Annotated in this window: 18 protein-coding genes; 11 read left to right on the top strand and 7 right to left on the bottom strand. The window is 56.9% G+C overall.

Annotation, left to right across the window (positions count from 1 at the left end):
• Positions 1-282 precede the first annotated feature (282 nt).
• The 3 genes from dnaN to ACGLHR_RS36245 all read left to right on the top strand — a co-directional run bounded on the left by dnaN (position 283) and on the right by ACGLHR_RS36245 (position 4,905).
• Positions 283-1,407, top strand: coding sequence for a DNA polymerase III subunit beta (gene dnaN, locus ACGLHR_RS36255; protein ID WP_318234584.1), 1,125 nt, complete (start codon positions 283-285; stop codon positions 1,405-1,407).
• Positions 1,408-1,634: 227 nt separating this feature from the next.
• Positions 1,635-4,172 (top strand): DNA topoisomerase (ATP-hydrolyzing) subunit B, encoded by a 2,538-nt coding sequence (gene gyrB / locus ACGLHR_RS36250; protein ID WP_318234583.1) that lies wholly within the window; start codon positions 1,635-1,637, stop codon positions 4,170-4,172.
• A gap of 550 nt (positions 4,173-4,722) precedes the next feature.
• On the top strand, positions 4,723-4,905 hold the full coding sequence (locus ACGLHR_RS36245) for a hypothetical protein (RefSeq protein ID WP_400100010.1): 183 nt from the start codon (positions 4,723-4,725) through the stop codon (positions 4,903-4,905).
• On the opposite strand, the gene brxL is transcribed toward ACGLHR_RS36245, so the two are convergent.
• The 7 genes from brxL to ACGLHR_RS36210 form a co-directional block, all read right to left on the bottom strand.
• Positions 4,880-6,964 carry a BREX system Lon protease-like protein BrxL gene (brxL, locus tag ACGLHR_RS36240; protein ID WP_400100008.1) on the bottom strand — a complete coding sequence of 695 codons (2,085 nt, stop codon included), beginning with the start codon at positions 6,962-6,964 and terminating at the stop codon, positions 4,880-4,882. The genes ACGLHR_RS36245 and brxL overlap by 26 nt on opposite strands.
• Positions 6,965-6,976: 12 nt before the next feature.
• Positions 6,977-9,484, bottom strand: a complete 2,508-nt coding sequence (gene pglZ / locus ACGLHR_RS36235; RefSeq protein ID WP_400100006.1) for a BREX-1 system phosphatase PglZ type A — start codon at positions 9,482-9,484, stop codon at positions 6,977-6,979.
• A 158-nt stretch (positions 9,485-9,642) separates the two neighbouring features.
• Positions 9,643-13,149, bottom strand: coding sequence for a BREX-1 system adenine-specific DNA-methyltransferase PglX (gene pglX, locus ACGLHR_RS36230; protein WP_400100004.1), 3,507 nt, complete (start codon positions 13,147-13,149; stop codon positions 9,643-9,645).
• Between the two features lie 74 nt (positions 13,150-13,223).
• The gene (gene brxC / locus ACGLHR_RS36225) at positions 13,224-16,790 is read right to left on the bottom strand and encodes a BREX system P-loop protein BrxC (RefSeq protein WP_400100002.1); all 3,567 of its coding nucleotides are present in this window, start codon (positions 16,788-16,790) and stop codon (positions 13,224-13,226) included.
• A gap of 11 nt (positions 16,791-16,801) precedes the next feature.
• Positions 16,802-17,458 carry a DUF1788 domain-containing protein gene (locus ACGLHR_RS36220; protein WP_400100000.1) on the bottom strand — a complete coding sequence of 219 codons (657 nt, stop codon included), beginning with the start codon at positions 17,456-17,458 and terminating at the stop codon, positions 16,802-16,804.
• Positions 17,455-18,069: a DUF1819 family protein gene (locus ACGLHR_RS36215; protein WP_400099998.1), complete on the bottom strand. Its 615-nt coding sequence runs from the start codon at positions 18,067-18,069 to the stop codon at positions 17,455-17,457. Before ACGLHR_RS36215 ends, ACGLHR_RS36220 begins: the two co-directional genes overlap by 4 nt.
• Positions 18,059-18,262 (bottom strand): helix-turn-helix domain-containing protein, encoded by a 204-nt coding sequence (locus ACGLHR_RS36210; RefSeq protein WP_400099996.1) that lies wholly within the window; start codon positions 18,260-18,262, stop codon positions 18,059-18,061. Before ACGLHR_RS36210 ends, ACGLHR_RS36215 begins: the two co-directional genes overlap by 11 nt.
• Before the next feature lie 239 nt (positions 18,263-18,501).
• On the opposite strand from ACGLHR_RS36210, the gene ACGLHR_RS36205 reads away from it, so the two are divergent.
• From ACGLHR_RS36205 to ACGLHR_RS36170, 8 genes are all read left to right on the top strand, one after another.
• Positions 18,502-19,479 (top strand): hypothetical protein, encoded by a 978-nt coding sequence (locus ACGLHR_RS36205; RefSeq protein ID WP_400099995.1) that lies wholly within the window; start codon positions 18,502-18,504, stop codon positions 19,477-19,479.
• Between the two features lie 314 nt (positions 19,480-19,793).
• A complete protein-coding gene (locus ACGLHR_RS36200; RefSeq protein WP_400099993.1) occupies positions 19,794-20,030 on the top strand; it encodes a hypothetical protein in 237 nt (78 codons plus the stop codon).
• A gap of 460 nt (positions 20,031-20,490) precedes the next feature.
• The gene (locus ACGLHR_RS36195) at positions 20,491-20,901 is read left to right on the top strand and encodes a helix-turn-helix domain-containing protein (RefSeq protein WP_400099991.1); all 411 of its coding nucleotides are present in this window, start codon (positions 20,491-20,493) and stop codon (positions 20,899-20,901) included.
• Positions 20,902-22,183: 1,282 nt separating this feature from the next.
• Positions 22,184-22,468: a hypothetical protein gene (locus tag ACGLHR_RS36190; RefSeq protein ID WP_400099989.1), complete on the top strand. Its 285-nt coding sequence runs from the start codon at positions 22,184-22,186 to the stop codon at positions 22,466-22,468.
• Positions 22,449-24,395 carry an integrase gene (locus ACGLHR_RS36185; RefSeq protein WP_400099988.1) on the top strand — a complete coding sequence of 649 codons (1,947 nt, stop codon included), beginning with the start codon at positions 22,449-22,451 and terminating at the stop codon, positions 24,393-24,395. Before ACGLHR_RS36190 ends, ACGLHR_RS36185 begins: the two co-directional genes overlap by 20 nt.
• 21 nt (positions 24,396-24,416) lie before the next feature.
• A complete protein-coding gene (locus ACGLHR_RS36180) occupies positions 24,417-25,001 on the top strand; it encodes a TniB family NTP-binding protein (protein WP_400099986.1) in 585 nt (194 codons plus the stop codon).
• A 4-nt stretch (positions 25,002-25,005) separates the two neighbouring features.
• A complete protein-coding gene (locus ACGLHR_RS36175) occupies positions 25,006-25,353 on the top strand; it encodes a hypothetical protein (protein WP_400099984.1) in 348 nt (115 codons plus the stop codon).
• A gap of 153 nt (positions 25,354-25,506) precedes the next feature.
• On the top strand, positions 25,507-25,983 hold the full coding sequence (locus ACGLHR_RS36170; protein WP_400099982.1) for a TniQ family protein: 477 nt from the start codon (positions 25,507-25,509) through the stop codon (positions 25,981-25,983).
• Positions 25,984-26,037 lie beyond the last annotated feature (54 nt).

Genomic DNA, 26,037 nt, shown 5'->3' with positions numbered 1-26,037 from the left:
AACGGCCTGGGCTAAGGCTTTGCGGTGAGTCGGGACGGGCGGGCGGAGGGGGCGGCCAGCGACAAAAGTCGCCAGCAGCCGAAGAAGTCTGAATTTGTGTCGCTTTGCGCACAAATTCACTCTCCGATCGCGCTTCTCCCGCTTCACCGCAGCGGCTTATCCTTGGTACAATGGCAAATTAACTCGTTGATTCCAAAGTCATTTTGGAAATACACGCAGCGAGTTAGTGCCAGTCAGTGCGCACCCGCGGTCGCTTACTACAAACGACGAAGGATAAATTCAATGCAATTGGTCAAAACCTCGCGAGACAATCTGCTGCGTCCGCTGCAAATCGTGAGCGGCATCGTGGAGCGCCGCCACACACTCCCGATCCTGGCCAACCTGCTGATTCGCAAGTCCGGGTCCAACGTCTCCTTCCTCTCGACCGACATCGAGATCCAGATCACCACGCACGCCGAATGCGGTGTGGGCAACGACACCGTGGCCACCACCGTGGCCGCCCGCAAGCTGCTCGACATCCTGCGCGCCATGCCCGACGGCGAAGTCGCCCTGTCGCTCAACGACAAGCGCATGACCGTGCAGTCCGGCAAGAGCCGCTTCGCGCTGCAGACCCTGGCCGCCGAGGAATTCCCCACGGTAGCCGAAGCCAGCGAGTTCGGCGCCTCCGTCAGCCTGCCGCAAAAGACCTTCAAGCACCTGCTCGCCATGGTCCACTTCGCCATGGCCCAGCAAGACATCCGCTACTACCTCAACGGCATGCTGCTGGTGGTGGACGGCAAGAAGGTCATGGCAGTCGCCACCGACGGCCACCGCCTGGCTTACTGCGGCGTTGAGCTGGATACGGAAGCCACCAGCGGCGAAGGCGCCCCGTCGCGCCAGGAAGTCATCATCCCGCGCAAGACCATCCTCGAGCTGCAACGCCTCTTGGAAGACAACGACGATCCCGTCAAGGTGCAACTGGCCGCCAACCAGGTCAAGTTCACCTTCGCCAACATCGAGCTGATCTCCAAGCTGGTCGAAGGCAAGTTCCCGGACTTCCAGCGCGTGATCCCCAAGGGCTACAAGAACGCCTTCGCCATCGATCGCGTCAAGCTGCAGCAAGCCCTGCAACGCACCGCCATCCTGACCACCGACAAGTTCAAGGGCGTGCGCTGCATCCTGGATACGCACGTACTCAAGATCAGCTCCACCAACGCCGACCAGGAAGAGGCGCAGGAAGAGCTCGAACTTGATTATTCGGGGGACGCCCTCGATATAGGTTTTAACGTGACCTACCTGCTGGACGTGCTCGCCAACCTCAAGAGCGAGCAAGTCCAGGTCAGCCTCGGCGACTCCAATTCGAGCGCGCTGATCACCGTGCCGGAAGACGACAACTTCAAGTACGTCGTCATGCCGATGCGCATTTGATGAGCCGGTAACAGGGACCACAAGATACGCAAAACCGGAGCATCTAACGGCACACCACGGCTTGCGCAGGCGCCCCAAGGGGCCCGCGCAAGACCCGCCGCACCAGGGGCCGGATCGTCAAGATCCGCCCCTTTTGCCGTTTTTATGTAACCCGCTATGCGGCCCGATCCGGGCGCGCCCATCCGGGCGTGACGAGAGATCGCCGCATTCGCCGTGAGTAAGAGAACATGACCGAAGAGCAACAACCGCAATCGCAACCGCAACAGCAAGACAGCTACGGCGCAGGCTCGATCCAGATCCTGGAAGGCCTGGAGGCGGTGCGCAAGCGTCCGGGCATGTACATCGGCGACACGTCCGACGGCACCGGCCTGCACCACCTCGTATTTGAAGTGCTGGACAACTCCATCGACGAAGCCCTGGCCGGCTGGTGCACGGAAATCACCGTCACCATCCACAGCGACAACTCGATCTCCATCACCGACAACGGCCGCGGCATCCCCCCGCTCGTCAAGTTCGACGACAAGCACGAACCCAAGCGCAGCGCGGCAGAAATCGCCATGACCGAGCTGCACGCCGGCGGCAAGTTCAACCAGAACAGCTACAAGGTCTCCGGCGGCCTGCACGGCGTGGGCGTGTCCTGCGTAAACGCCCTCTCCAAGTGGCTGCGCCTGACCGTGCGCCGCGACGGCCAGGCCCACCTGCTCGAGTTCGCCCAGGGCGCCGTGCAGAACCGCGTAGTGGAAACCGTGCCCGGCCCCGACGGCGTGCCCGTGGAAGTCTCGCCGATGAAGGTCATCGGCCCCACCGACAAGCGCGGCACCGAAGTCCACTTCCTCGCCGATGAAGAAATCTTCACCAACGTCGAGTTCCACTACGAGATCCTCTCCAAGCGCATCCGCGAGCTCTCGTTCCTGAACAACGGCGTGCACATCCGCCTGACCGACCAGCGCACCGGCAAGGAAGAAGACTTCGCCTTCTCCGGCGGCGTCAAAGGCTTTGTCGAGTACATCAACCGCGGCAAGAGCGTCCTGCACCCCAACATCTTCTACGCCAACACCGAAAAAGACGGTATCGCCGTAGAAGTGTCCATGCAGTGGAACGACGGCTACAACGAACAAGTACTCTGCTTCACCAACAACATCCCGCAGCGTGACGGCGGCACCCACCTCACCGGGTTGCGCGCCGCCATGACGCGCGTGATGAACAAGTACATCGAAGAAAACGAGATCGCCAAAAAGGCCAAGGTAGAAACCACCGGCGACGACATGCGCGAAGGCCTGGCCTGCGTACTGTCCGTGAAGGTGCCCGAGCCCAAGTTCAGCTCGCAGACCAAGGACAAGCTCGTCTCGTCAGAAGTCCGCCTGCCCGTGGAAGAACTCGTCGCCAAGGCACTCGGGGACTTCCTGCTGGAGACCCCGGTCGACGCCAAGATCATCTGCGGCAAGATCGTAGACGCCGCCCGCGCCCGCGAAGCCGCCCGCAAGGCCCGCGAAATGACCCGCCGCAAAGGCGTGCTCGACGGCATGGGCCTGCCCGGCAAGCTCGCCGACTGCCAGGAGAAGGATCCGGCCCAGTCCGAACTCTTCCTGGTGGAGGGTGACTCCGCAGGCGGCTCCGCCAAGCAAGGCCGCGACCGTAAGTTCCAGGCCATCCTGCCGCTCAAGGGCAAGATCCTGAACGTGGAACGCGCGCGCTTCGACAAGATGCTCTCCAGCCAGGAAGTGCTCACGCTGATCACCGCGCTAGGCACCGGCATCGGCAAGGACGACTACAACCTCGACAAGCTGCGCTACCACCGCATCATCATCATGACCGACGCGGACGTGGACGGCTCCCACATCCGCACGCTGCTGCTCACGTTCTTCTACCGCCAGATGCCCGACATCATCGAGCGCGGCCATGTGTATATCGCCCAGCCGCCGCTGTACAAAATCAAGCACGGCAAGGAAGAGCGGTATATCAAGGATGACACCGAGCTGAATGCCTACCTGCTGCGCCTGGCGATGGAAAAGGCTGCGCTGGTCAATCCAGACGGCAGCGAAGTCTCTGGTGATGCGCTGACTGAGCTGGCTCGCCAGTACCAACTGGCCGAAGCCGTGATCGGCCGCCTGTCCCGCATCGTGGACAGCGATGCGCTGCGCGCTATTGCCGATGGCATCGAGCTGGACCTGGACAGTGCTGCCGCTGCTGAAGCCTCAGCTACTGCGCTGAAGGCCAAGTTGTCTGAGATGCACTCCAAGACTCTGCTTGGGGCTGCGGTTAATGACGACGGCACGGCGGATGTCTATGCGCAGTTTGATGAGAAGACGGACAAGCATCGTCTGATGATTGCTCGCCGGCATCATGGCAATGTGCGGTTGTCGCATCTGGACGCTGACTTTGTTCACGGTGCTGACTACGCCGCGCTGTCGCTGGCTGCCAAGACCTTCCAGGGGTTGATTGCGGAAGGCACCAAGGTGCGCCGTGGTGAGGGTGAGAAGCTGCGGGATCAGACGGTGAATGACTTCCATGCTGCTATGCAGTGGTTGTTGTCTGAGGCCGAGCGTGGGGTTTCTCGTCAGCGGTATAAGGGGCTGGGGGAGATGAATCCTGAGCAGTTGTTTGAGACGACCCTTGACGTTACTCAGCGCCGTTTGCTTAAGGTGCAGATTGAGGATGCTATTGCGGCTGATCAGATCTTTACTACGCTGATGGGGGATGAGGTTGAGCCGCGCCGGAACTTCATTGAGAGTAATGCGTTGGTGGCGCGGAATATTGATGTTTGATTCGGTGTAGGTTCTCAGAATAGATGAGAAAACTTACAAATAAGTGATTCGGTTTCTGTAGGCAGATGGGTGAGGCTCGCGTAGGGCGCCGGAGTAATTGTGACTGACGCCACGGTTCAGCGACTGGGGGACTTAGTCATTGCAACTGGCCTAGAGTTCCCAACTCCCTGGGAGTCGGCGCGACGGCGCCTTGATTTCAGAAGAGACCCGCGCGATACCGGTTCGTTTTTCTAAAGTGCATTCGCCTCTATTCGGTCGGTCTTGGCGCGGTTCAGAGCTCCCTTGTGGATGGGGGCTGCGCCGCCACTATCCAAAAACCCAACCGTTCTCGGTTGGGTTTTTTTCCATTCCCCCCATCGCTAGCGGGAATTCTTGCCATTCCCTCGCGAGCGCCACCGCCCCTCCGAGCAGCCGCTCTTGTACCGCCGAGGGCCTCTCTGTTATCCGTATTCTCTAGCGGTCTCGCGAGTGTCCTCGAGGCCACGTCCTTTGTCGACGGGGGTTTAGATGCTGTCCGTTGTGGTCAGAGACTGGTCTCTAGCGTTTATGAATGACCCGGGCGATCTGGGAAGTAAATGCATTAGTCCAGCTGAACGCAGTCGACCAGTTCGTCGTCACGGTGCTGCTGGGCACCAACACGCTGACTTATGGCGAGAAGACCCTGGCGGGATTTGTTTGGCAGTCGGTCTTGGCGTCAGGCATACGCGCTAAATCCGCACATAAGTTACGTTGAACTCCTTGCATCGTCGCTGCTGTTGTAGCCGGTTGGCAAAGCTGAATGCGTCGTTCAACTCGAAGCGCTGGAATACATCCAAACCACGGCTGAGTACGATTTTCCAGCCTAAGTCGGAGGTGATATCGCGGTCGTGCTTTGTCTTGCTGATGTCGTAGACCCAGGTAAACTGAATGCCAACGCCAGCGCAGGCATCGGCAATTTTTCGTAAGCTCTCGGTCTGGCGCTCACCGTTGAGCTCATCCTCAACGGTTACGACATGAACGGCTACCTCGTCTTCCGAACCCAGCTGCTTGCTGATAGTTTCCATGAGTTCCATCAGATTGCGGAGCTGGTGGAACATTCGCAGATAGGGGTCGGTGATGATGATGCGCTTAGCTCCCGCTAGGTAGGGGCCGAACAGCTCGTCGAAGCTGACTCCTCGCTGATTCTCCTGAAAGACGACGTGCCGCTCTTTCGCTACAGGCTCATTGACAGCCGGCACAGAGCGGATCCCTGCAAGCATCTCGTTGGACATTGTGGCATCGGCGGAAGGTGAAGATTCGATGCCCCCAATGGGCAACTCCAGTGATGCCACTTCGGTCGCCAGCCGTCGACGGTACTGATTGGGGTACTCATCTTCCTCCAATGTGCGCACCAATCGCTCCTGGCCGTCGGCAGCGTGGTAGGCAAAACGCACCGTAGGATAGGTGGCGTCGATGCGTAGCAACTGATCTTTGACTCGCTTGCGCCCTTCGATGGCGTAACGTAACACTTCTTCAACCTCGGCGTCGGACGCCTCGCCGTGGGGAAACAGGATCTTCATCAGGCCGGAGAAGGTCTTGTTGATGCCATCACGGTCCCGGGTGGAGATCTCGGCGGAAAGGCTATACAGTCCTTTGTAGCGATCCGAGAAGTCGTGGTTGCGCAGCGAGCGCAGGATTTCGGCTAGGTAGTCCACCACAAAGCCGTAGCCACTCGAAAACATCTCACCCCGGATCACGTCCACCTCCCAGCCGGGGATGTAACTGTGGATACGGTCGAGGAAGGCGGAGTCATGGAACTTCTCCGGCAGCGGATCGAACAAGTCGGAATGTTTGAGCATGTAGGGCACGGTGTGGTCGGTGTTGCCGACGAACGCCATGCTAGCCTCGGCCCCTAACGTCTCGACCCCCCGCGAGAACGACTTGTTGGCCATGTAGTTCTTCATAATGTCCACTAGCGCCTTGTCCACGCGCTTTTGTTTGCCTGCGAACTCGTCAAAGGCCACCACGTCCCAATAGCCCACCAAACCGAGCTTGCCTGTACCGTTGTGGACGAACAGCTTGGGCACAGTAACCTCGCCACCGGAGATCAGAATGCCATGGGGCGAGAACTCGGAGTATACGTGCGATTTGCCGGTTCCCTTCGGCCCCAGCTCGATCAAGTTGTAGTTGCGCTCGCAGAACGGAATTAGGCGGATCAGCTGCAAGAGCTTGTTGCGCTTGCCGAACATCTGCGGGTTGAAGCCCACGCTCTGAATCAGCAGGTCGATCCACTCATCGGTGCTGAACTGCTTACGTGCCTCCAGGTAGCCATCGAGGTCGAAGCGGGAGATCTGGATCGGCTTGAGTGAGGCCAGAATCCAGGGAGACGCAGACTTGTCCTCGGTATACTCGTACTCGAGATCGGCAATGCACCAGACGCCACCGACCAACAGCTTTTGGTGCGCCTTGACCGTGCCTGAGTCGATCAGAACCTTCTTGATACCAAGGTTCGCGAACTCTGCCTCGTAAACGTCGTCCTTGTCGTTCAACGACACGCTGATTCGGTCGATGACCTTGTGCCGTCCCTTCTCCTTGATGGTCGAGCGCACCAGGCCTGCTTCGTTGCGGTGTACATAGTGTTTGCGCAGGATTTCCTTCACGGTTTCAATGCCGCTCTGGATGGTGGCCTCGTCATTGGTCGCGCAGTACTGGCCAAGCAAGTACTCCAGCACATAGGAAGGCACGATGGCGTTGCCCTTTACGGCTTTTACCAGATCCTTGCGCACCACAAGGCCGGCAAAGTGTTGGTTGATCTTGTCGTCGAGCTGGCTCATGAAAGCTCCTACCTAGAAATCGAATTCACTGGTGAACGAACGACGGATCGTGTATCGCACCGACTTGTACTTGGTAAAGTGCGACGTGCCCTCCACCGGCTCATCCAGCCGCAGCTCCACCTGCTGGTTATTCGCCTCGTCAGCCTTACGACTGAGGATGAAGCGCACCGGCAACTCGCGCTCGCGGGGATTGGTAGAACTGAAATCGAACAACAGTTCGTGCTGATCGGAAATCAGCTCGCCGCCTAACGTGAACATTCCCGCCCGCAAACGGCGTGGCTGCAGTTTCTCGGTCACCGCCTCAGTCTGGTACAGCACAATGGCCAACTGTCCGGTGGTGATCGTTTTGCCACCGCCTCCAATGAACTCCACCTCGATCCGGCCTACATCGCTCTGCCGTTTCTTGTTAATGCGGATAACGGGAACCACCACCTCCTGGAGGGTCGCGCCACCATGCACGAATCGGCTGCCGGAGCCCTTCAGGCGGAGGCGGTTGATGGATTTGGGGATCTGTACCTCCAGTGCGCCTGCAAGCCCCAACTGTTCCGGGTTGAAAGTCTTGAAGCTGGCGCCCTCGCGCAAGCCACGGCCCAGCACAAAACGCCGGTCGCGGTAGAGGATCTCATCCCCTTCCGGTTCGCTGCTGAGGAAATCGCTCTCCTGCAAGGGTTGGTTCTGGTAGATGAAGCCATGGTCTGCGGTGATGAGCAGGTTACTGGCATTGGCATTCGTCAGCTTCTTCACCAGACGGATCAGCTCGACCAGCGTTTCCTCCGCCGCTGCGAATACCCGCTCCTCGGTATCGCGGGTATCGCCGGTCTTGTCGATCAGGTTGTGATAGACGTAGACCACATCATGGTCGCGCAGCAGAGCCCGGGATTCCTCCTTGCCCATGATCATCACATCTTTGGCCAGCACCACTTTGGAAGCCGGCACGGCAGCAGCCAGGATCTTGCCGCGATTGACGGAGCCCTGGGCGCTTTGGCCATCGACCAGCGCGTCGCCACTGTCGTTGTCAGCCACTTGCAGACTGCTGTTCGGCAGTAAGGCCGCCATCCCCAGCTGAGTGTAACTAGGCAACATCGACAGCATCAGATCCAGCTCTGCCTCGAACTTATCTTCCTGGCGAATCAAGCTCTGCAATTCCTCGCCCACCTCGTAGCGGAAGGCATCGGAAATCAGCACGCACACCTTGGTCTTGCGCTCAACATAGGGCTGCACATGGCATTTGAAAAAATGCCGCTGCAACACCACCGGCGCAGCCTCCCATTGCTGCGCTGCATCCACCTGCTGCTGCCAACGGTGATTGAGCCGGGCCAAGTAGTTGTTGCCATACAGATTCTCCACCTGCGCACCTAGCCCTCCCAGGAGCGAAGTCTGGCCGGATTCGCGAAGGTGATGGACAAACTTGCGGTAACGCTGGTCCAGCCGGAACCACACTTTGGCGTATTTTTGTGCTCCATCGGCCAGCGACTCCATGTCTAGCGATGTCATTTCCAGCAGTTGGATGAACTGGGCCGCATGCTCTAATGCCAGGTACACGTCCTTGAAGCGCTCGAACCAGTGGCTCTGGCGGCGCTGGCGCACCCATTGCTCCACCTCCTGCGCCGTCACCGTGCGCGACACCACGGCCCGCACCAGCTCGCTCAAGATCTTGCGGTCGATTAGGTCGAAATAGTCCAGCTCTAGCAGATGGCGCCAGTCCAGTGCCTGCAGCTTATCGTCGACCTGCAGTAGCTCGGCGCATTGCCCGGACAGCGCCTCAAAACTCTTCTGATGCAAGCGGCTGTCCTTCCAGCGCCTGAGGAACACCAGCGCCTCGGCCGACAGGCTCGCCTTGTGGGCGGGGTCGATACCCATCTGGAAGCAATTCTTAAACAGCGCGATGACAAAATCCTGCAAACTCGGCTGCCCAGAGCTGTATCCATAGACGCGCTTCATCTGCTCCCACAGGGATGCGCTCAAGCTGCTGCGCTCGATCAACTTGATGCTGGTTTCATCCCCGATGGCCAAGGCGCCAAGCAATGCCTCCAGCACCACGTCCAGGCGCGGCTCTGTGCCGGCACAGACGGCCAGCATCTTGCGTTGCAGCAGGTTTTGCGAATCGCCCGGCTCCAGCAGCTTATGTAGCGCCTCGCGGCGTTTGGCGGATTCAAAAAATGCCACATGCGCCTCCAGGAGCGGGTAGCAATCCAGCCCGAGCTCCAGTTCGGCCAGCCACAAGGCCACCTGATCGGTGCGGAAACAACTGCCGCTGGCAAGTTGCACATCCAGCAGCCAGTTCTGCAGATGCGGCGGCTCGCTCCCCTCGCGGTAGAGCAGGAATTTCTGCTCCGGCTGCTCACGCAGTACGCGGTACTTCACGCCGAACTCGTTATTGGCGAGGGCGATTTTCTCCACGCTCGGCAGCTCCAGGGCCTCGAATTCGGCGCGGAACTCGAGACGCGTGTCGTACCAGAACACGATGCGTTGCTTATCGAACAGGCTGGTCAGCGCCTGTGTGATTTTCGGGTTACTCATGGTCAACTCTAGCCGTGGCTCTAGTTGCGGCTAGAGCCGGCGCATTAAACGGTGACCAAACGAAGCCGCGCTGGATCGCTGACAGCAGAAATGTGCGGTCATCAATATTGCGTATCGCCTGGTGAATTTGGATTGCCTTTTCAAAGCGTCCTGCCATTTCAGTCTTCCTTTCCATCCAGCCCGATGATCTTCTTTAGCGCCGGGCCGAGCTTGAGGTAGTTGAACTTGACACCATCATCCAAATCCAGCGGCACTTGCGCTGTGGCTAGCGGGTAGAGGGTGTCGCGTTCGTAGTCATCCAACTCCAGCAACTGCTTCTTGGTGGTCTCGGCTTCCTTATTGGCGCGGGTCTTTTCGCCCTGGCTAGCGGAGGCGCTGATGCCCACCTGCTGCAGGTAGTCCAGGCGTGCGGCGAGCTTCTTGCGGAAGTCGCGTAGATAGCGCAGCACCACGCTAACCGTGTCCGGGCGGTAGCGGTGCAGGTAGATCAGCGCGTTGAAGCTGCCCTTGGGGCTGGAGAACAACCAATAAATTGGGCGCTTCTTGTAGCGCTTGATGTGGTCGTTGTAGAAATCCTTGAGAAAGTACTTGCGGATGTCCTTGCCCAATGCCGCCTCTATAAAGGCCAGGTTGTCCTCGTAATGCGCGTCGCCAAAGGTCACGCGCAGGAACTCGCGAAAGCGCTCGGTCACATCGTCGGCAAACCACTCACCATCCAGCAGCGGAATCACGTTGTCCTCATCCGGCATAAAGCGCGGGCCGGGCACCTGACGTAGGTAGTCCGCTAGCGTTTCGTCCTGGTTGGCCAGAACCAGTCCCGGGGTGTCAAGGCTATAGCGACCGAACATGCAACCCACGGCATAGGATAGGAACTCGCGCATGGTGTCACCTAGTAGCAGGGCTTCTAGTTCCTCTTCCGTCTTGTCGCCACCGTAGCGATAGTGCGGATTGCAGGTGAGGGTGATTTCCTTGAGTGGTACCTCTGGGGTTAGTTCGTCTTGCAGGCCGTAGGCTTCGATGAAGATGCGGTTGTTTGCTTCTTCCTGGCGCTGCATTCTCCCTGCCATGCTCGCCCAATGGGCACGGAGCAGGGCATAGGTCTCGGCCAGAGCTCCACCACGATGGATGGGGTCTAGCAGTCGTAGGGTAGTGAAGTCCCAGGAGACTTCATACGCATCCCAATCGGATTTAGCGTCTTCACATAGAACTTCTGCAGAAACATGGTCACCATCATCCTGAGACACACATGGCAATGGTAGAGAACCAAGGTGGGCAACATTGGTGTCCAGCGTTGGACTCACATACTCCAAGAGTAGCGCAGCCGTATTGCTATTGAGAAAGCACAAAATCAGATCATGCAAATCTTTGACTGGCGTTATTCCGGGCCCCTTATGTCCAAGAACATAGCCGCACTCCAACTTTCGGAAAGATGCTTTTCCAGCAGTAAGCGCCCCCCACGTTATTGTCGGGAGAAAGTATCCACTTGCACCATCATGCCGAAAACCAGGCGTCTCGCCATTTTCGTGAGCCGCGATCATCCGAGCCCCGCCATCTTGGTAGTCGATTACTTCCGCACCCAATCCGTACCATTTCCTGAAGCTTCCGCCACGATTGTAAGGAAACCACCGCCTCTCGGAATTTAAAGCCTCTTCTCGTGAGTGCGCATTTGGAAGGAAATCCGCTTTGCTAACTTCATGCCAATAACGCGAGAATCGTTCATTATCGCCAGTGGATATGCCGCGAAAGGCTTGAGCCTTTTCCCCCACAGGCGTGTTTGACCGAAAAGCATAGAAGATTTTTTCGGTCGCCCAGTACGCAAATGGCTCACCTGGAATTTCTTCGAATTGTGACTGATGTAGCGCAGATCGATTGTAATTACGCTGGTGAAAAAGCCTTTCGATCTCTTCGTTTGATCTAACGTCGACGTGCTGTTCAAAAAGACGTCGAAATATGGCTTTCTTTGCCCTATTTGGCGCGGAATTTTTGAATGTAACAGCGACAGTCCCAAAATCTGATCCAAAAACACCTCGTCCGAGGTGCAAAAGGCTCTCGATTGATTGCTTTTTAATAAGGTTTCTGCGTAGAGCTCTGAATGAGTCCAAAAACATCCAGGTAGGTATATTAATTATTCCCCAATATGAATTATCAGTTGTTAACTCCGTTGCTCGCTCCATAAACATCGTCATAAGATCCGACTTGCTGATCGGATATTCCTGGCTTGCCCATGTCTTGAGGCGCGGATTCATGCCTTTTGCATTCATATAGGGCGGGTTGGCCACCACTACCTGATATTTCGGGCTCAGGTAGTCAGCCTGCTGCAAGACCTTTAGAACTTTGTCATGAGTATCTTTCAGAAACAGATTACCGCTTAGATCCTTGGTTTCCAGCAACGGTAGCACATCCTGCACGTGGGTGAGTTTGGGCCGGATCAGCGAACCGAAGTTGTCCGCTTCTTCGAACTGCTTGACGGTTTCGCGCAAGTCCAGGGTGAACAGGTCGCCGCCCACGGCGATGTACTCGCTCAACTCGTCGGGGCTGAACACCACCTTTTCCAACACACAGATATTTGGCTCGATGCCCTTGCTGAAGAATCGCCGCTGTTTGGCGCGGGCCTTCATGGTCAGTGCAAAGGCGGCCAGTTCGCCTGCACGTTCGTCCAACTCGATGCCGTACAGGTTGTGGGTGAGGATCTTTTCCGGAATCTCGCTGGGGTCGGTGCCTACTTCCTCATAGATGCCGTACAGTAGGTCGAAGGCGTAGGTGAGCATGTGACCGGAACCGCAAGCCGGGTCGCAAACCTTGATGTCTTCTGGCTTGGCGATCTTGAGAAAGTCGATTTCCGGGGTCTCCGGCTTGATGTAGTACTCCATCCGACCGGCCAGTGATGAATCAGGATGGTTAAGCATCCATAGCCGCCCTAGGGAGTTCTCCACCAGATAGCGCACGATCCAGTGCGGGGTGAACAACTGGGTGGCGGCCGGAATGTTCTCCGGAGTGATCTTGTTATTCTTCTTCAGCCCTTCGAAGACCTGATCCTTCTTCTCCGAGATGTAAAATTGGTAGAGCCAGCCGATCACCTCGACATCCTGACAGGCATCTGGTGTCATCGCCTCGCGGGTATAGGCCAGAATGGAATTGCCCGACAGCAGGTCATCTGGCATCAGCAGCTCGGTGTAATCGGCAATGTGCTCGAACAGATAGGGCATAGCGCGATGGAAGCTGTTGCACTCGGCCACCAGCAAAAGGCGGTAGGCCTCCTGCTGCGGGTCGTGGCTGGGAGCTGTGCCGCCGAGCAAGGCAGCGATCTGCTGTCGGCTGCGCTTGGGCACACGGTCTTCATCGAGATGGCCCATCTTGGCCTCGGCGAGGATTTCCGGCTGGAATTGGCCTTCGTCGGCCGGCGACACCACACGGATACGTGTATAGCCGTTCACGTCCATAAAGCGCAGCGCGCAAAGGCGGTTGAACCAGGTGTAAGCCACCTTGTCGATCAGCTGCTCGTGGCCGGTTTCGGCAAGCTGCTTTTCCAACTGCGTGACGGCCTGCGGGTTCTCGCGGCGGGCGGCGCTGCTGGCGTCCAGCACCAGGGCCAGCTTGGCGCCTACCTGCTCCAACAGCAGGCGGCGGGCGTGCTGGGCGAATTTCTTGAGCTTGGTGGTTTCCATCGACTCTACTTTTATCTTGCACAGGGCGAACATTTTCGTGGAGCCACGAAACTGTTCGTGCACTCTGATTCGTCTCAAATCTGTACGCGGTTACCCGCCTGAATTTCCTTGAGCCAGGCCTCACGCTGCTTCTGCAGGTAGTCGTCCAGCTCGGCTTCGCTTGTCAGCCAGGGCTTGGCGTAGCCCACCTTGATGGTGCGCGCCGGCACCAGGCGCGGCTCAACTACCGCGCCGGAGGAGGCGCCTTGCGTGGCCGCTGCCTCTCCCGCCGGCGTCGAACTTATTAGTGGCTGCGGCACTATCAGATCTGCAACCGGCTGAGGTGCCGGCCGAGGGCGGGCGAGTTGGTCCAGCTGCTGCAGCAGTTGCGGGTAGCGCTCTTCCTCGAAGCGACGCAGCAGGTCGCGAATCATGGCAATGCGCTTTTGCCCTTGCAGCGTCGGACGTGCATCGGCAAAAGCCTGAAGCAACGGTGTTGCCTTCTCGCTACTCAGGCACGTGTATTCATCGGTGGCTAGCAGGTGCTGCTCCAGCTCGGCCAGCCGTTGAGCGGCGCTGTCCTTCTCACTAGCCAGCTGCTTGGCAATGGCCTGCTGCAATGCTTCCAGCGCCGGCTTGGCCTGTTGCAAGCGGTTACCCTGCCAGGGCTTGTTGTCGGCTAACAGCGACTTGATGTCGGCGATCTCGGTCCCAGAGACATAGGCGAAGTTGTCCTCCTCCTCCTGCACCAGTTGACGGGCCTGATCGTAGATTGCCCTTTGCGGGCCGCCCATAAAGCGCCGCAGCGGGTCGATGATCTGCTCCTTGGTATCGAGCAGCGCCTCATCGGCACGGGACAGGTCGGTAAGAAACCAGGCGGCATTCCTGTTGGCGATTTCCTTGAGGGTAGCCAGCACGCCGTCCAGTACGCCGAGGAAGGGGTATCGCGCCTTCTGCCCGTGGAGGTCAGCCAACTCGATCTCCAGCTCCTTGATGGCGTCGATGGTTTCGTGGGCGAGGGAGCGGGCCTCATTGCTGCTGGCTGGACGGTCGAAGAAGTCGGTGAAGAACTCCTTGAGGTTGCGCACCTGAGAGGCACTGAATTCTATTTGCGGTTCCAACACCAGGGTGGCGTGGGAACCGGTGTTGCGCAGACTGCGCTCCAGGTTGTCGCCTTCCAGCGAGTTGCTGTCCTGGCGTACTTCCACCTTGCCGCGCGCGCAGAGCAGCGCCAGGTTGCAGAGGATCGCGGCGTAATACCAGCCGTAATTTTTGCGCTCGAAGCGCTCCAGCAGGCTCTTGAGCGTTGTGCGCACCCCGGCACGGGCATTGCTCTGGATAAAGGCCAGCAACTCCTGCTCCGGTTCGGTTAGGCTGGTGACGTCGTTGCGGAGCAGGCTGTCCTGGGCTTGGCGCAGATGTTTGCCGATGTCGTTTTCGCTGTAGAGCACTTCACGCAGCATCCGCAGGTTCGGATAGGTTGTTTCGATCAGCTGGTAGAAGCCCTTGAGGATGCGCGTCTGCCCATCGTTGCTGGTTACCTCCACATCGGCAGCGTTGATTATGAGTTGGGTTTGTCCCAGCAGTTGCTTGGCTCGCTCCTGCAGCTCAGCGAGTCGTTCTGTGTTCTGGAAGCCCTTGGCATCAAGAATGCGTTTGACTGTTTCCTGCTGGGTGTTGCTGTTCTGGCGGATGTACTTCTCGGTGCGCTTGAGCATGACGAGGTCTTGCATGAAACGCGCATCTGCAGGGAGTACCACCCGCAGTTCGTCGCGGCCCATACTCTGCATGCGCTGCACCGTGAGGTTTTCGAAGTTATCGCTTAGCGGCGTAACGATATGGATGGCCAGTTCAACCTCGCGGCTAAATGAGCGGTCATCCATCTTGCGGGTGTAGGCGTAGTCCTGTCCGTTCTCGTAGCGGATCTTGCGCTGCTTGATCACACCGTCGAACAGAAGAATTTCCAGCTCCTTGACTACGTCGGCGGACTCTACCTCAGTGCTCTTGATCTCTTCCTCGATATCCTTTTCCTCGTCGGTCAGGTATTCGTAGAGATCGCCATTGCGCTGGATATAGGTCTGCTGTTCCAGCAGGTTCAGCGCCGCCTCCAGCTTCTTCCGCTGAGTCGGTACATCTTCGCCGAAACGCTCCAGCATCAGCACGCTGAGGTTGCGCAGGGTGGCTTTGAATTCCTTGACGTACTTGACGAGGAACAATGCCTTGAGCACACGCACGGCGTAGGGATCGCCCAGGTGGCGCTCGGCATTGTTGACCGCGCTCTGGATGGCGCTCTTGAGCGCGCCCCGGATGCCCTCAAACATTCGGTCGAAGGTTGCCAGTTGCCCAACCGGTTCGTTATCGATGGCCATGGCCACTTCGCGGAACACGCCGAGCATGGAGCGTTCGCCGACTGAGTTGGCCTTGCCCTCGAAGCCATTGTGCAAAGAGATGCCGCGAATGGCTGACTGGAATAGCGGGAACTGGTAGGGCACGAAGGGGTAACAGTAGGAGAAATGCTCTAGATCTCGGAAGTTTTGGTAGCTTTGGCCACCGTCGGCAAACTCAAATAGAGTCTTGAAATTATTGATCTGCTGGTCGAACACAGTTTTCAGTAGTTCGGTGCCTACCTCGTTTTTGGTCAGCAGCCGCTTCTGGATCACCTCGGCCACATCAGCACTGGTGAGCTTGAGGCGATTGGCAAAGCGAGCTTGGATCTTAGTGAAGTCATTGCTCTGCTTTGCACCCATATCGCCGAGCACCGAACTCATGTCTTCTTGCGCGGTGACGATGATCCAAGCCCGCCCCTGACATTTGGTGGCAAGGCTTTCGGCGACGGTCTGCAGATTGGTCATCAACTTCGTGTTGTTGTCGATATACTGGCCAACCTCATCGACGAAGAAGTTAAGGCGGAAATTAGCCGGACGCTTGTCCAGCCAAGCCTTAACATTGTTGCCAAAGTCTTCGATGGAAACATTGTACTGATTGCGGTACTTATCGAGGATGCCCTTGGCCAGTGCCGGTTCGTCGCCGGTAATCTGGGCGTAGGCCCTGGCGATGTTGCCGGACTCCAGCAGCGCTTGCTCGCGACCGCGCTCCCAAGGCTTCTTGGCGATGTTCTGGTAGGCATCCTTAAAGGAAACAAACTGCTCGCGACTGTCCAGGTCACGTTCGAACTGGGCAATATAGCCCTGTTTGCCGAAGTAACCACACATCTCGTTGAAGACCTTGACGAACACCGAGAGCAAGGCGTCAATTTGGCTCTTGCTAATGATGTCGGCCTTCTGGTCGATGTTGAATAGAATGCTCTTCGATGGGATGGCTACAGCCTTTTTTAGCTGAGCACGCAGCAGTTCGTCATCCTCACGGATCTTTGGCAGGAAGATATCCAAGGCTGTGCTGCCATCGACCTGGCGATTCTCCAGCAATAGCGCAAGCATTTTCAGTAGGTGCGACTTACCCGACCCGAAGAAGCCGGATACCCAGGCTCCGTTGGCGCCGTGGTAGTCGGAGTAGGCATCGAGGAAATGCTCCAGGCGCTTGGCAACCTCGTCAGTGAGGACGTATTCGCTTAGCTCGCTGTACAGACTGGCTTCGTCGTCGGCTTTGATCACCCCATCAATGGGACGGCTGACAGGGTTTAAAAAAATACCATTGAGTTCCATCTACTGCTTCCTTATGCTTGGATCTCGAAAATATTGAATGCGCGGTAGTACTTGTCGTCGTGCAACAAACCGAATAGCTCCAGCGATGCCCCTTGCTCTAGCGAATGGCGATATTCGCCAGGGAAGAACATTACCGTGGGCTTGTCCTTGGCCGTGCTCTGCAGGTTGTTCAGCACGTTGTGCGAGCGGATGTATGGGAAGACCTCGCCGATGCCGGACAGGAAAAGCACGTCATAGTCTTCCTGGGCCAGGCACTCCCCAATTGCGGGTATCAGGTGTTCCTTGATGTCCAGTACGTTCTGCAGTAGCTCCAGCAAGCCGTCTTTTTCTACATCGGCCTCTGCGGCTAATATTTCATTCCACAGACTGCTACCTTCGCTGCTGCCTTCACGGGCCTTGAGCAACTCGATGGTAAGGTCATACAGGCTGATCTCCAACACCTTGACGCCACGCCCCTGCAGGCAGTCGATGCGCAGGTTAGCCAGCTTGTTGATCAGTTGCCGTTGCAGGCGCTGCATCTCGAAGGTCTCGACCGCCTTGAATTCACAGATATAGAACGGCAGGTCGTTGTTCAGCCCCTTCATTTCTAGAAAGCGTTGGCTGCTGATGACGCTCAGCAGATGATCGAAACGGGCGGCTAGCGGCTGCTGACTGATTTTTGGGCTCATTGCAGCCACCTTTGAATGTCATGGTCGGTCGCTGGGTACACCAGCAGCTGTTCTGGGCCGTGGCGAGCCAGGAGATGAGCCAGTGCCGGCGTGAGTAAGGCGGGCTGGATCTGAAGTTGGGCTGATACCAGGTCGGCCTCACGCAGCATGCGGAACAAATTTTGCCGCAGCTTGCGTTGGGTAGAGGCGGCCAATTCATCGAGTTCAGCATGCCACAAGGCCTTGGCATTGTAGAAGGCCTCGTAGTCGCCGATGGTGAGTTGGCGCCGCAGGAGTAAATAATGCTCGCGGAGCACTTCACGTGCAAAATCGCGAACAAACGCGTAGCGGCGGCACACGGCTGACCACAGCAGATAGCCCCTCTCACGCAAGCTGCTATCAACCAGATACTCCAGCTCCTCAGTGTCTAACGATTCCAGCCGCGCAATGAGCTCTTTACTGATGCGTGTGGCCGCCGCAGCAGTGCGCACCTGCAACAGGTTGTCGGCACGCACTTGCTCGCGGGTTTGCCGCCAGTCGCGCCGCGCCAGATAGCGTTCGGCAACCAGCGGAGCCTCCTGCAGAAACAAGCCACCAGTCGTGAATGACAAACGGTAGCGCTCAGGCGTCATTGTCAGCCTGCTGCGCATCATCGCTGGCCCCGCCAGCCTTGACCCAGGTATCTACCTCGGCCTTCTGAAACTTCCATAGCCGTCCGACTCTATGCGCGGGCATGTTTCGCTTTGCAATCCACGCGTAAACTGTGTCCTTGCTGACGCCTAGGTGCTCGGTGATCTCTTCAACGCTGAGCCAGCGGTCGGTCATGACAGGAATCCTGTAAGTATACACATTCGGTTGATCTTAGCCGATTAGAGACGATTTTGCAGGATTTTTGCTTGGTTCAGGAAGCTATGCAGCTCCCGTAATCCGTGTCCGATCCGGAGGGGACGTCTGCGTTGCCTAGGTTTTTAGGGGGCAGAACAGCAAGCCGCACAGCAGATTCATAGCACGTAAGGCAACTCAAGCGCTAAGCTACACGCCGCGCTTTCCATCATGAATGCGACATGGCAACTCGTAAGCTCGGCAACACCCACCATGAAATCGAAGAAGTCCGCTCAAGGCTCCTCCTAAAGCGGTGGGACACGATGTCCTACGACGTCCATCAGCGCCTCTTCGAGTTAAAGAAGCTGATCGACACGCCCGTCGGGGACGAATTGCATCGGCATGTGGTTGTCGCCTCCATCGCCGCACTGCAAACGTTCCACCGAGGAACCATTGTATCCATCGTTGACTCCGGCGACGAATACCAGGCGCGCGCCGCCGAGAACGTTACCGAAAAAATCTCAATGAAGGACGCGCTCACTTGGCTGAGCGGAAAAACAGCCACTTTTGGAGAATTGGTTGCGTATAGCGCACCCTGCAACTCGGTGACAGATTTGATCTCGTGGCTGAGCGCATTGCTAGCATGCGATATGAAGCAGTCGCTGGCGGAAGCAATCGACCCTTATGACCGCCGCAATGAGTTGGAGACGCCAGCCAAGGTTATCACCGACATTGACCGCCTGCTGACTGATCTCGCAGAGGCATTCCGACTACGCCACATATTTGCTCATGAGGCAGCGCCATCTATCGCAGTGAATGCCAATGAGTGCAGCAGTTTGCTGGGTGCGGTAGAACGTTGGGTCGCGGGAGTCGATGCGGTGCTGTGGGCCACCGCCTACCAGAATCTCCCATTGACACAGCGGGAGATGAACCAGCATGCACGCACAGAGGTTCGAGAAGCAAGAAAGAAATTGGCAAGCGCAATGCGAAAGGCGCTTTCGGATGCACGAACCGCCGGTTCGGCATCGTGGCTGCGAAGCAATCACTTCGCATGGATGAAAGCGACGATGGGTTGGACTCGAAAGACCTACGGCTCACTTCAAGGCACTATGTGGCCAGCCGTTGCGGATTTGGATTTGGCCCGAGCGATTCAAGTTCGGGCCGAACAGGTTATGGGCTGGAACAGCAGCCAGAATCCTGAAGACGCACCGGATCAGTAAAAGCACAGGCAATGCATTGTGCTCGCTTGCACCCGGCCGGCAGTGCTGCGGTGGCCAAGCACTTTGCACTCGACATCGCCGAGACGAGTCTTACGTTCATCCGCAAGCAATAGCAGATCGATGGCGAGACCGCTCTCGATGGACTCTACGTACTGCGGACCAACGTGCCGAGTGAACGGCTCTCCGACACCCAGACGGTCCTGCCTACAAGAGCCTGGCGCAGGTCGAGCGGGCCTTCCGCTCGATGAAGATCGTCGATCTGCACGTGCGTCCGATCTATCACTTCAGCGAGTCGCGCACACGTGTTTCTATGCATGCTCGCCTACTACGTCGAGTGGCATCGGCGCGAAGCGCTCAAGCCACTGCTCCACGACGATGAGTACCTGGCAACGCTGCGTGATCAGCGTGCCAATCCGGTGATGCCGACGTCGCGCTCCGAGGGTGCTAACGCCAAAGCCGCGCGCCACCGTAGCGACGATGACCTACCCGTGCATAGCCGGAACCAACAACGGCAGATGCAAGACTTACCGCAGAATTCTTCATGGTCGTGAGGTAATCGTTTTAGCAGCCACCGATTCGTGAACGATATCTGGCTATCTCGTCGACTTGGCGGCAGGTGAAGCACTCGTGTCTGGGGCGAAGGAACGTGGCTCGAGTATCACGGAGGTGCTAGCGCACATGCGGGAGGATGATAGGGTACGTGCGCCTGGCGATACCTATGCGGCTGGTGGTGGAGCTAGCGTTCGACTCACTTCAGTTTGAGGAGCCCAGCAAAAATTGCGTTCTGCTTTGCCTGGATTTTAGTACTGCGATGGCAATTTTCCAAATTTTCGACGGGCTGCGCTCATAGGATTTTGGAAAGCCTTCCAGTTCGTATGAAAAAGAAATATAAAATTCTATCTGTATGGTAACTAATTGATTTAATTGAATAAATTGAAATTCTCCGCTTGTGTGGAGTCCTCTTTGGAGATAAAGTTATGCGATGTATAGACCCCCAAAGGCTGTCTTGCCATGACTGCGCTCGGTGACTTTATTCGGCAACATCGGACGGACCGCAACCTTACGCAAGCCGAGTTGGCCAGGCGCGTTGGTATCAATGCGACTTACATCAACGCGATCGAGACAGGAAGGAAGAGACCAGATGGTCGGCAGCTTCTCGGCGCATTGGCAGTCGCGCTGCAGTTGGATGATGACGGTCGATGCGGGCTGGTTACTGCGGCAGAGTTGTCCCAACGTATGCTGAGATTGCCCGAAGAGCTTTCACCGGCGAAGCATGAGTTGGTGCGAGCTTTGATCGAAGACTTACCGCATCTCGGGAACCCCGAGACGGCCATCCTCGCAGACGTTCTGAAAGGGCTTCGGCAGCTGCGGACGCAAGTATCAATGCTATCTCTGGCGAGCCAGCAAGGAGGACCTATGTAAGGAAAAAGCGCCACAGACCGAGGGTCTGCAGCGCTTTTGGTCGGGCCCCCTGGTAGAGATCCGAGCCTGGTAACTCAAGTCTCTATCGTCCCACCTAAAGCGTCAAGCCCCCTTCCCTCTTTTTCCCGTGACTGGGTGCCTTCGGCTTTACCGTTTTCGGTCAGGCCGCAGGCCTCGCACGTCCCTACGACCTCAATTTCGGACCATTTTTGGTGGTTTGGAGGTGCACCTCTGCGTCCGAAAAATGCTTCATGGGGCATGCGTACGTATCTGCCCGCCTCGACTTGAGTGGGCTCATTGCCGTGCTCAAGCCTTGTTCCGATCTTGTCTTGATATCCGGAGGGACCCTGAGAAGCCAATTTTGAAACCAAAAGAACAGCCGGATGGCCGGCATCGCAAATGCCTTTGCGCGAACACCGGTTGGTGTTTATCGCCCTCTGTGGTACCGGCCGACAGCGCGCTAAGGGATCTAGCCCCAGTCTGATTTTCGCCCGGGCTGCATGTCCTGGTGGCCTGCCGGTGAAAGTGATCGAGGCGCGAGGATGAAAAGGGCCGTTCGCGTTGACCACTGACGCTGCGAAGCGACTCAAGGAGGTCTGAAGCAAACCGAACAATTTCTATGCGAACCAAAAGCTGTAAGCAGAAAACGGCGCCCGGGCTTGGCCAGGGCGACAACAAGAAAGGAGGTTCCCAATGTAAAAAGCGACCTGAGCACGGAGGCGGAGATCGCGTTCTGCTGAGACGGTACTGCTGAATGGAAGCCACAGTATCCGTGTCAGACAGGCGTGCGTCAATGTTTCTCCCCTATTGATTTGCATCATCGGGCCTCCCCGAGGGTCGGCTGCTGCTTGCCTTCTCGAGAAGTTCGGAGAATCGACCGGTTGTCGAGGGAGTCGTATTCCCTTCGGGGCCGGTGAACACGGAGATTCACATGCCTGTACGTAAAGTCATTACACGGCGCTCGAACCACTTCAGGACGTATATCCCGTCTTTGAAAAATGGGCATCCAACGCCGTGCGAATCAATGATGGAAGGGAAGTTCATTCGACTATGTGAGCTATCCCCATTGGTGCGTTGCTACGAAGTCCAACCTTCGCGGGAGGTGATCCCCGTTGAGGGCCGAGTGGAACGGTACACGCCAGACGTACGTGTCTGGTTTACGGACGGTACAGAGGGATGGTTTGAAGTTAAGCGTGCCGCGCGGTCGAAAGTGCGGCGTGTCGCTCAACGCATGTCTGGGGCAAAGACCCACTTTGCCAGCACTGGTCGGCGATTCCATGTCGTGACTGACGAATGGCTCGACACAGAGCCGCGCGCTGAGAACGTCTTGGAACTGATGTATCACCGCCGCGAGATGCTCACGCCGGTCGAATCCGAGCGCGCCCGCCACGAACTACTGCGCACCCAACCGAAAACATTGGCCGACTTGTATTGCCTGTTCGGCCGGGACGATTCCTGGCGTCTGTTGGGGCTAGGTGTCGTTGGCATCGATCTTGAGCAGGTGGTCGCACCGGATGTGAGTATTTACCTAGAAGGAGGGCATCGTCATGCAGACTTTTTCGCTTAGAGGGCACCTCAGTGTACTCTTCAATGGCCGGCGATTGGTCCTTGTGAACAGACTGATGGACCGGCGATTAGCATTTAAAGACGACTTCGGCGAGCCGGTGATACTCACCGAAAGCGAGTTCTATCGTGCTTACGAAAAGAAGGAGCTGATTCTCGACCCTGATCAGCCCCATATCGAAAGTGTCCCGTTGGTAAGGAATGCGCCGCCGGACCTGACATGCTTCCCAAAGGCTCATGCTGAAGCGGCGTTGCGTCGTCGCGTCTATCTCGATGCACTCTGCGGGCCGGACACGTCCAAGCTCCCGCCCAACCGTGAGTTGCCCAATCGCATCGCGTCGGTCGCTGCTGCGATCAACGATTCCAAGCAGCCGCCCTCTCCCCCAACTATACGACGTTGGGCGGGCCTCTACGGACTCGTCAAATGTGTCGTCCGATTGGTGCCACAACACTGCAGAAAAGGCCGGGCGGCCGTCATTCGGGGAGAGCTGGAAACGCTACTGCAAACGACGCTCGAAGAGTCATACATGAAGCCTGAGCGGCCTACGATTGCGCAGGTCTACGAGGCCTTCCGATGGCGCGTGAAAAACATAAACAAAGAGCGCTTGCCATCGCAGGAACTGACATTGCCCTCGGAAATGACGGTCAGACGATACATCGATCGCCTAGACAGGTATCAGATTGACTGCAAACGCCTGGGTAAGCATGCGGCGGACAAGAAGCACCGTGATGCGATTGGCCAACTCGGCGTCGACAAGATTCTCGATCGGTGGGAAATCGACCACACTTTGATGGATGTGTTGCTGGTTGATCCGGAAACCGGCGAGGTGATCGGTCGCCCATACATAACGGTAATTCTCGATCGTCACAGCCGAATGGTCATGGCATTCCTGATTCATCTGTCTGCGCCGAATACGGAAAGTGTACTCAGAACCATCGAGCGTGCTATCAGGCCGAAGCAAGCGTGGCTTGCGCGCTTTCCAATCATCGTGAACGAATGGCGCGCGCATGGTCTGCCTCGATATTTGTTTCCGGACAACGCTGCGGAATTTCACGCATGGGGATTGATCCTGGCATTCAACGAGCTCGGAATCGAAGTCCTATTCCCTCGCTCACGCGGACCCGAAATGAAAGGCGGAATCGAACGCTTCTTTCGTACCATGGCAATGGACTTGATTCATCGTCTTCCCGGAACCACATTCTCAAATACCCGTGAACGAGGCGACTATCCCTCTGAAAAACAAGCGTGTCTAACTCTGACGGAACTCGAGGCTGCCGTCACAAAATGGATTGTCGATCGATACCACCAGCGTCCACATCGTAGCCTCAACGGCCGCACTCCTGCCAAGGCTTGGGAAGAGGGAGAAATCAAACGCAGCCCGCGTCTGCCAATCGATCTCGATGCGTTGGAATGTATCCTAGCTCATCGTGCAAACGTGCGTCTTCATCACTACGGTATTGAGCTGGATTCTCAGCAATATCACTCCGATGCTCTTGCTGAGCTGCGTTCACGCGTCGGACAAGAAGCTCGGGTTGACGTGCGCTTCCGTGATGACCTCGGCCACATTTGGGTGCGTGATCCTATCCGAAATCTGTTTCTTCAAGTACCGAATAAGGAAAAGAAAATGGCCGGCATGAGCCGTGATATCTACCGGGCGGCTCGCATCCGTGTTAGAGATGCCAACGGCAATTCGAATGACGCAGAAGCTATCTTTGAAGCATATCGCCAGATTATGGAAGATGTGGATGACGCGAAGAGGTCCAACAAGTTGCGCAAACGGCGTTACGCGGCTCAGACGAAGCTCGACAGAGAAGGGCAAGAGCGAGAAACCGCGCTGTTCAACAAACCTCCAGCTCAGACGGAGACGCCTCCGATTTTTGAGTTCGATGACAGTACGCCGATTCTGGATATCCGACCGCGGCGCTTTTGATACTTGCCTTGGAGACCAAACATGAAAAACATTGCCAACTTTTCGCTTCGTCGTCAGTTCATCGATACGCCGCAGGCTCGCCGCGTATTCGAGCGTTTGAACGAAGTTCATCAGGACACGCTCCGCTCAAAAACCAGCAAGGGCCTTATGCTGCAAGGGTTGAGCGGCTCGGGCAAGACCACAACAGTGCGGCAATACCTGAGCTCGGTGTTTCCCACCCCCAACGTTCCCGGAAAGGTGCTCCGTGCGCTTCGCGTGGAAATCCCATCCTCTCCATCCAAAAAGAACCTGGCAACTGCGATGCTCACGGCGCTCGACGACCCTTTTGCCTCGTCGCGCAGTCACTCCGCTGAAACGAAATTCACGCGGATTGTCACGCTACTCAGGAACCTGCAAACGGAGATCATAATTCTGGATGAGGCTCAACACCTCGTTGACTATAGCCGTACCAATACCTACGAGGCGGCGGATTGGATTAAGAGTCTGATGAACGAGACCGAAATCACTATCGTTCTGGTTGGGCTGAGGCGTACACAGCGATTGCTTTGGGCGAACGAACAACTGCGGCGCCGTCTTTTCTGCCAGCGTGGATTTGGACCGCTATAACTGCGTGAATCGCGAACGCCAGCAGCAGTTCGCAACTCTGCTCAAGAGCGTTCGCAGCATCTTGCCAGTGCCTACGATCGAATTCACTTCCGACACCATGCTGCAACGCTTTCATCACGCCAGTTTTGGTCTGATGGACTACCTGATCAAAATACTGGATCGCGCGGTGTGGTTAGTTCAAAGCGATCGTGCGGAAGGTATCGATCAGAACCTTCTTGCGACAGCATTCCGCGACGAAGTCTGGGCCGGCGGCCCTCTGGAGCGTAATCCCTTTTTTGAGAAGTTCGACTTCAGACCGTTGATCGGCTTGCACGAGCCCTTCGAAAATTTCGAAAACTTCGAAAAACTATAAGGCCTAACCTTTCGGGGAACGCCCGGCGACGACGCCGGGCGAAAGAGAATCATCGTCAACGAGCGAGATCATTGAATGCTTTCCTCTATCCATCAGCAAGAGAGCCGTAAGGGCGGCGAGAGAGAATCGCAGGCGCAGCATACGAGAGAGCGAATGACCATGTCGGACATCAAACTGCCGATCCTTGTTGAGCCTCATCCCTGGGAAAATTTCGAAAGCTTTATGTACCGCGTCGTAGAGCGCAATGCGCTGCGGTCTGTGTCGGAGATATTCGGCGCGCTCGGTGTGCCATACCGGAAGCCTCTGTGGGCCAACGACCATCAGCAACTCAGCGCTAGCCTCTGCGGGGGCACCATCTCATTGGCGCAAATCTTCCCAACGGGACTCGACTCGAAGACTGTTGCGATTGGTCAACAACTGCTGAAAAGACGGCATATCACGCTCACGCCCAGCCGAATTTGTCCTCATTGCGTCGCTGAGCGAGGTTACGGCAAGTTGGATTGGAACCTCGCGCCACTCGTTGTTTGCGGCGAACACCGGACCTATCTAATCGATCAATGTCCGTGCACCGCCGATTCTCCACTCCAAAGCAGCCGACCCGGCTATGCTAGTACAACATCCCGGAAATAGCTTGAATAAATAATCGCCTCGGATATCATGGCGGGATGAGTCGAGGCCGCTATG

It is taken from the genome of Cupriavidus sp. CuC1 (assembly GCF_044627735.1).
Taxonomy (GTDB): domain Bacteria; phylum Pseudomonadota; class Gammaproteobacteria; order Burkholderiales; family Burkholderiaceae; genus Cupriavidus; species Cupriavidus ulmosensis.
The sequence above is the reverse complement of the archived record's forward strand: the minus strand, read 5'-3'. Positions and strand labels throughout refer to the sequence as shown.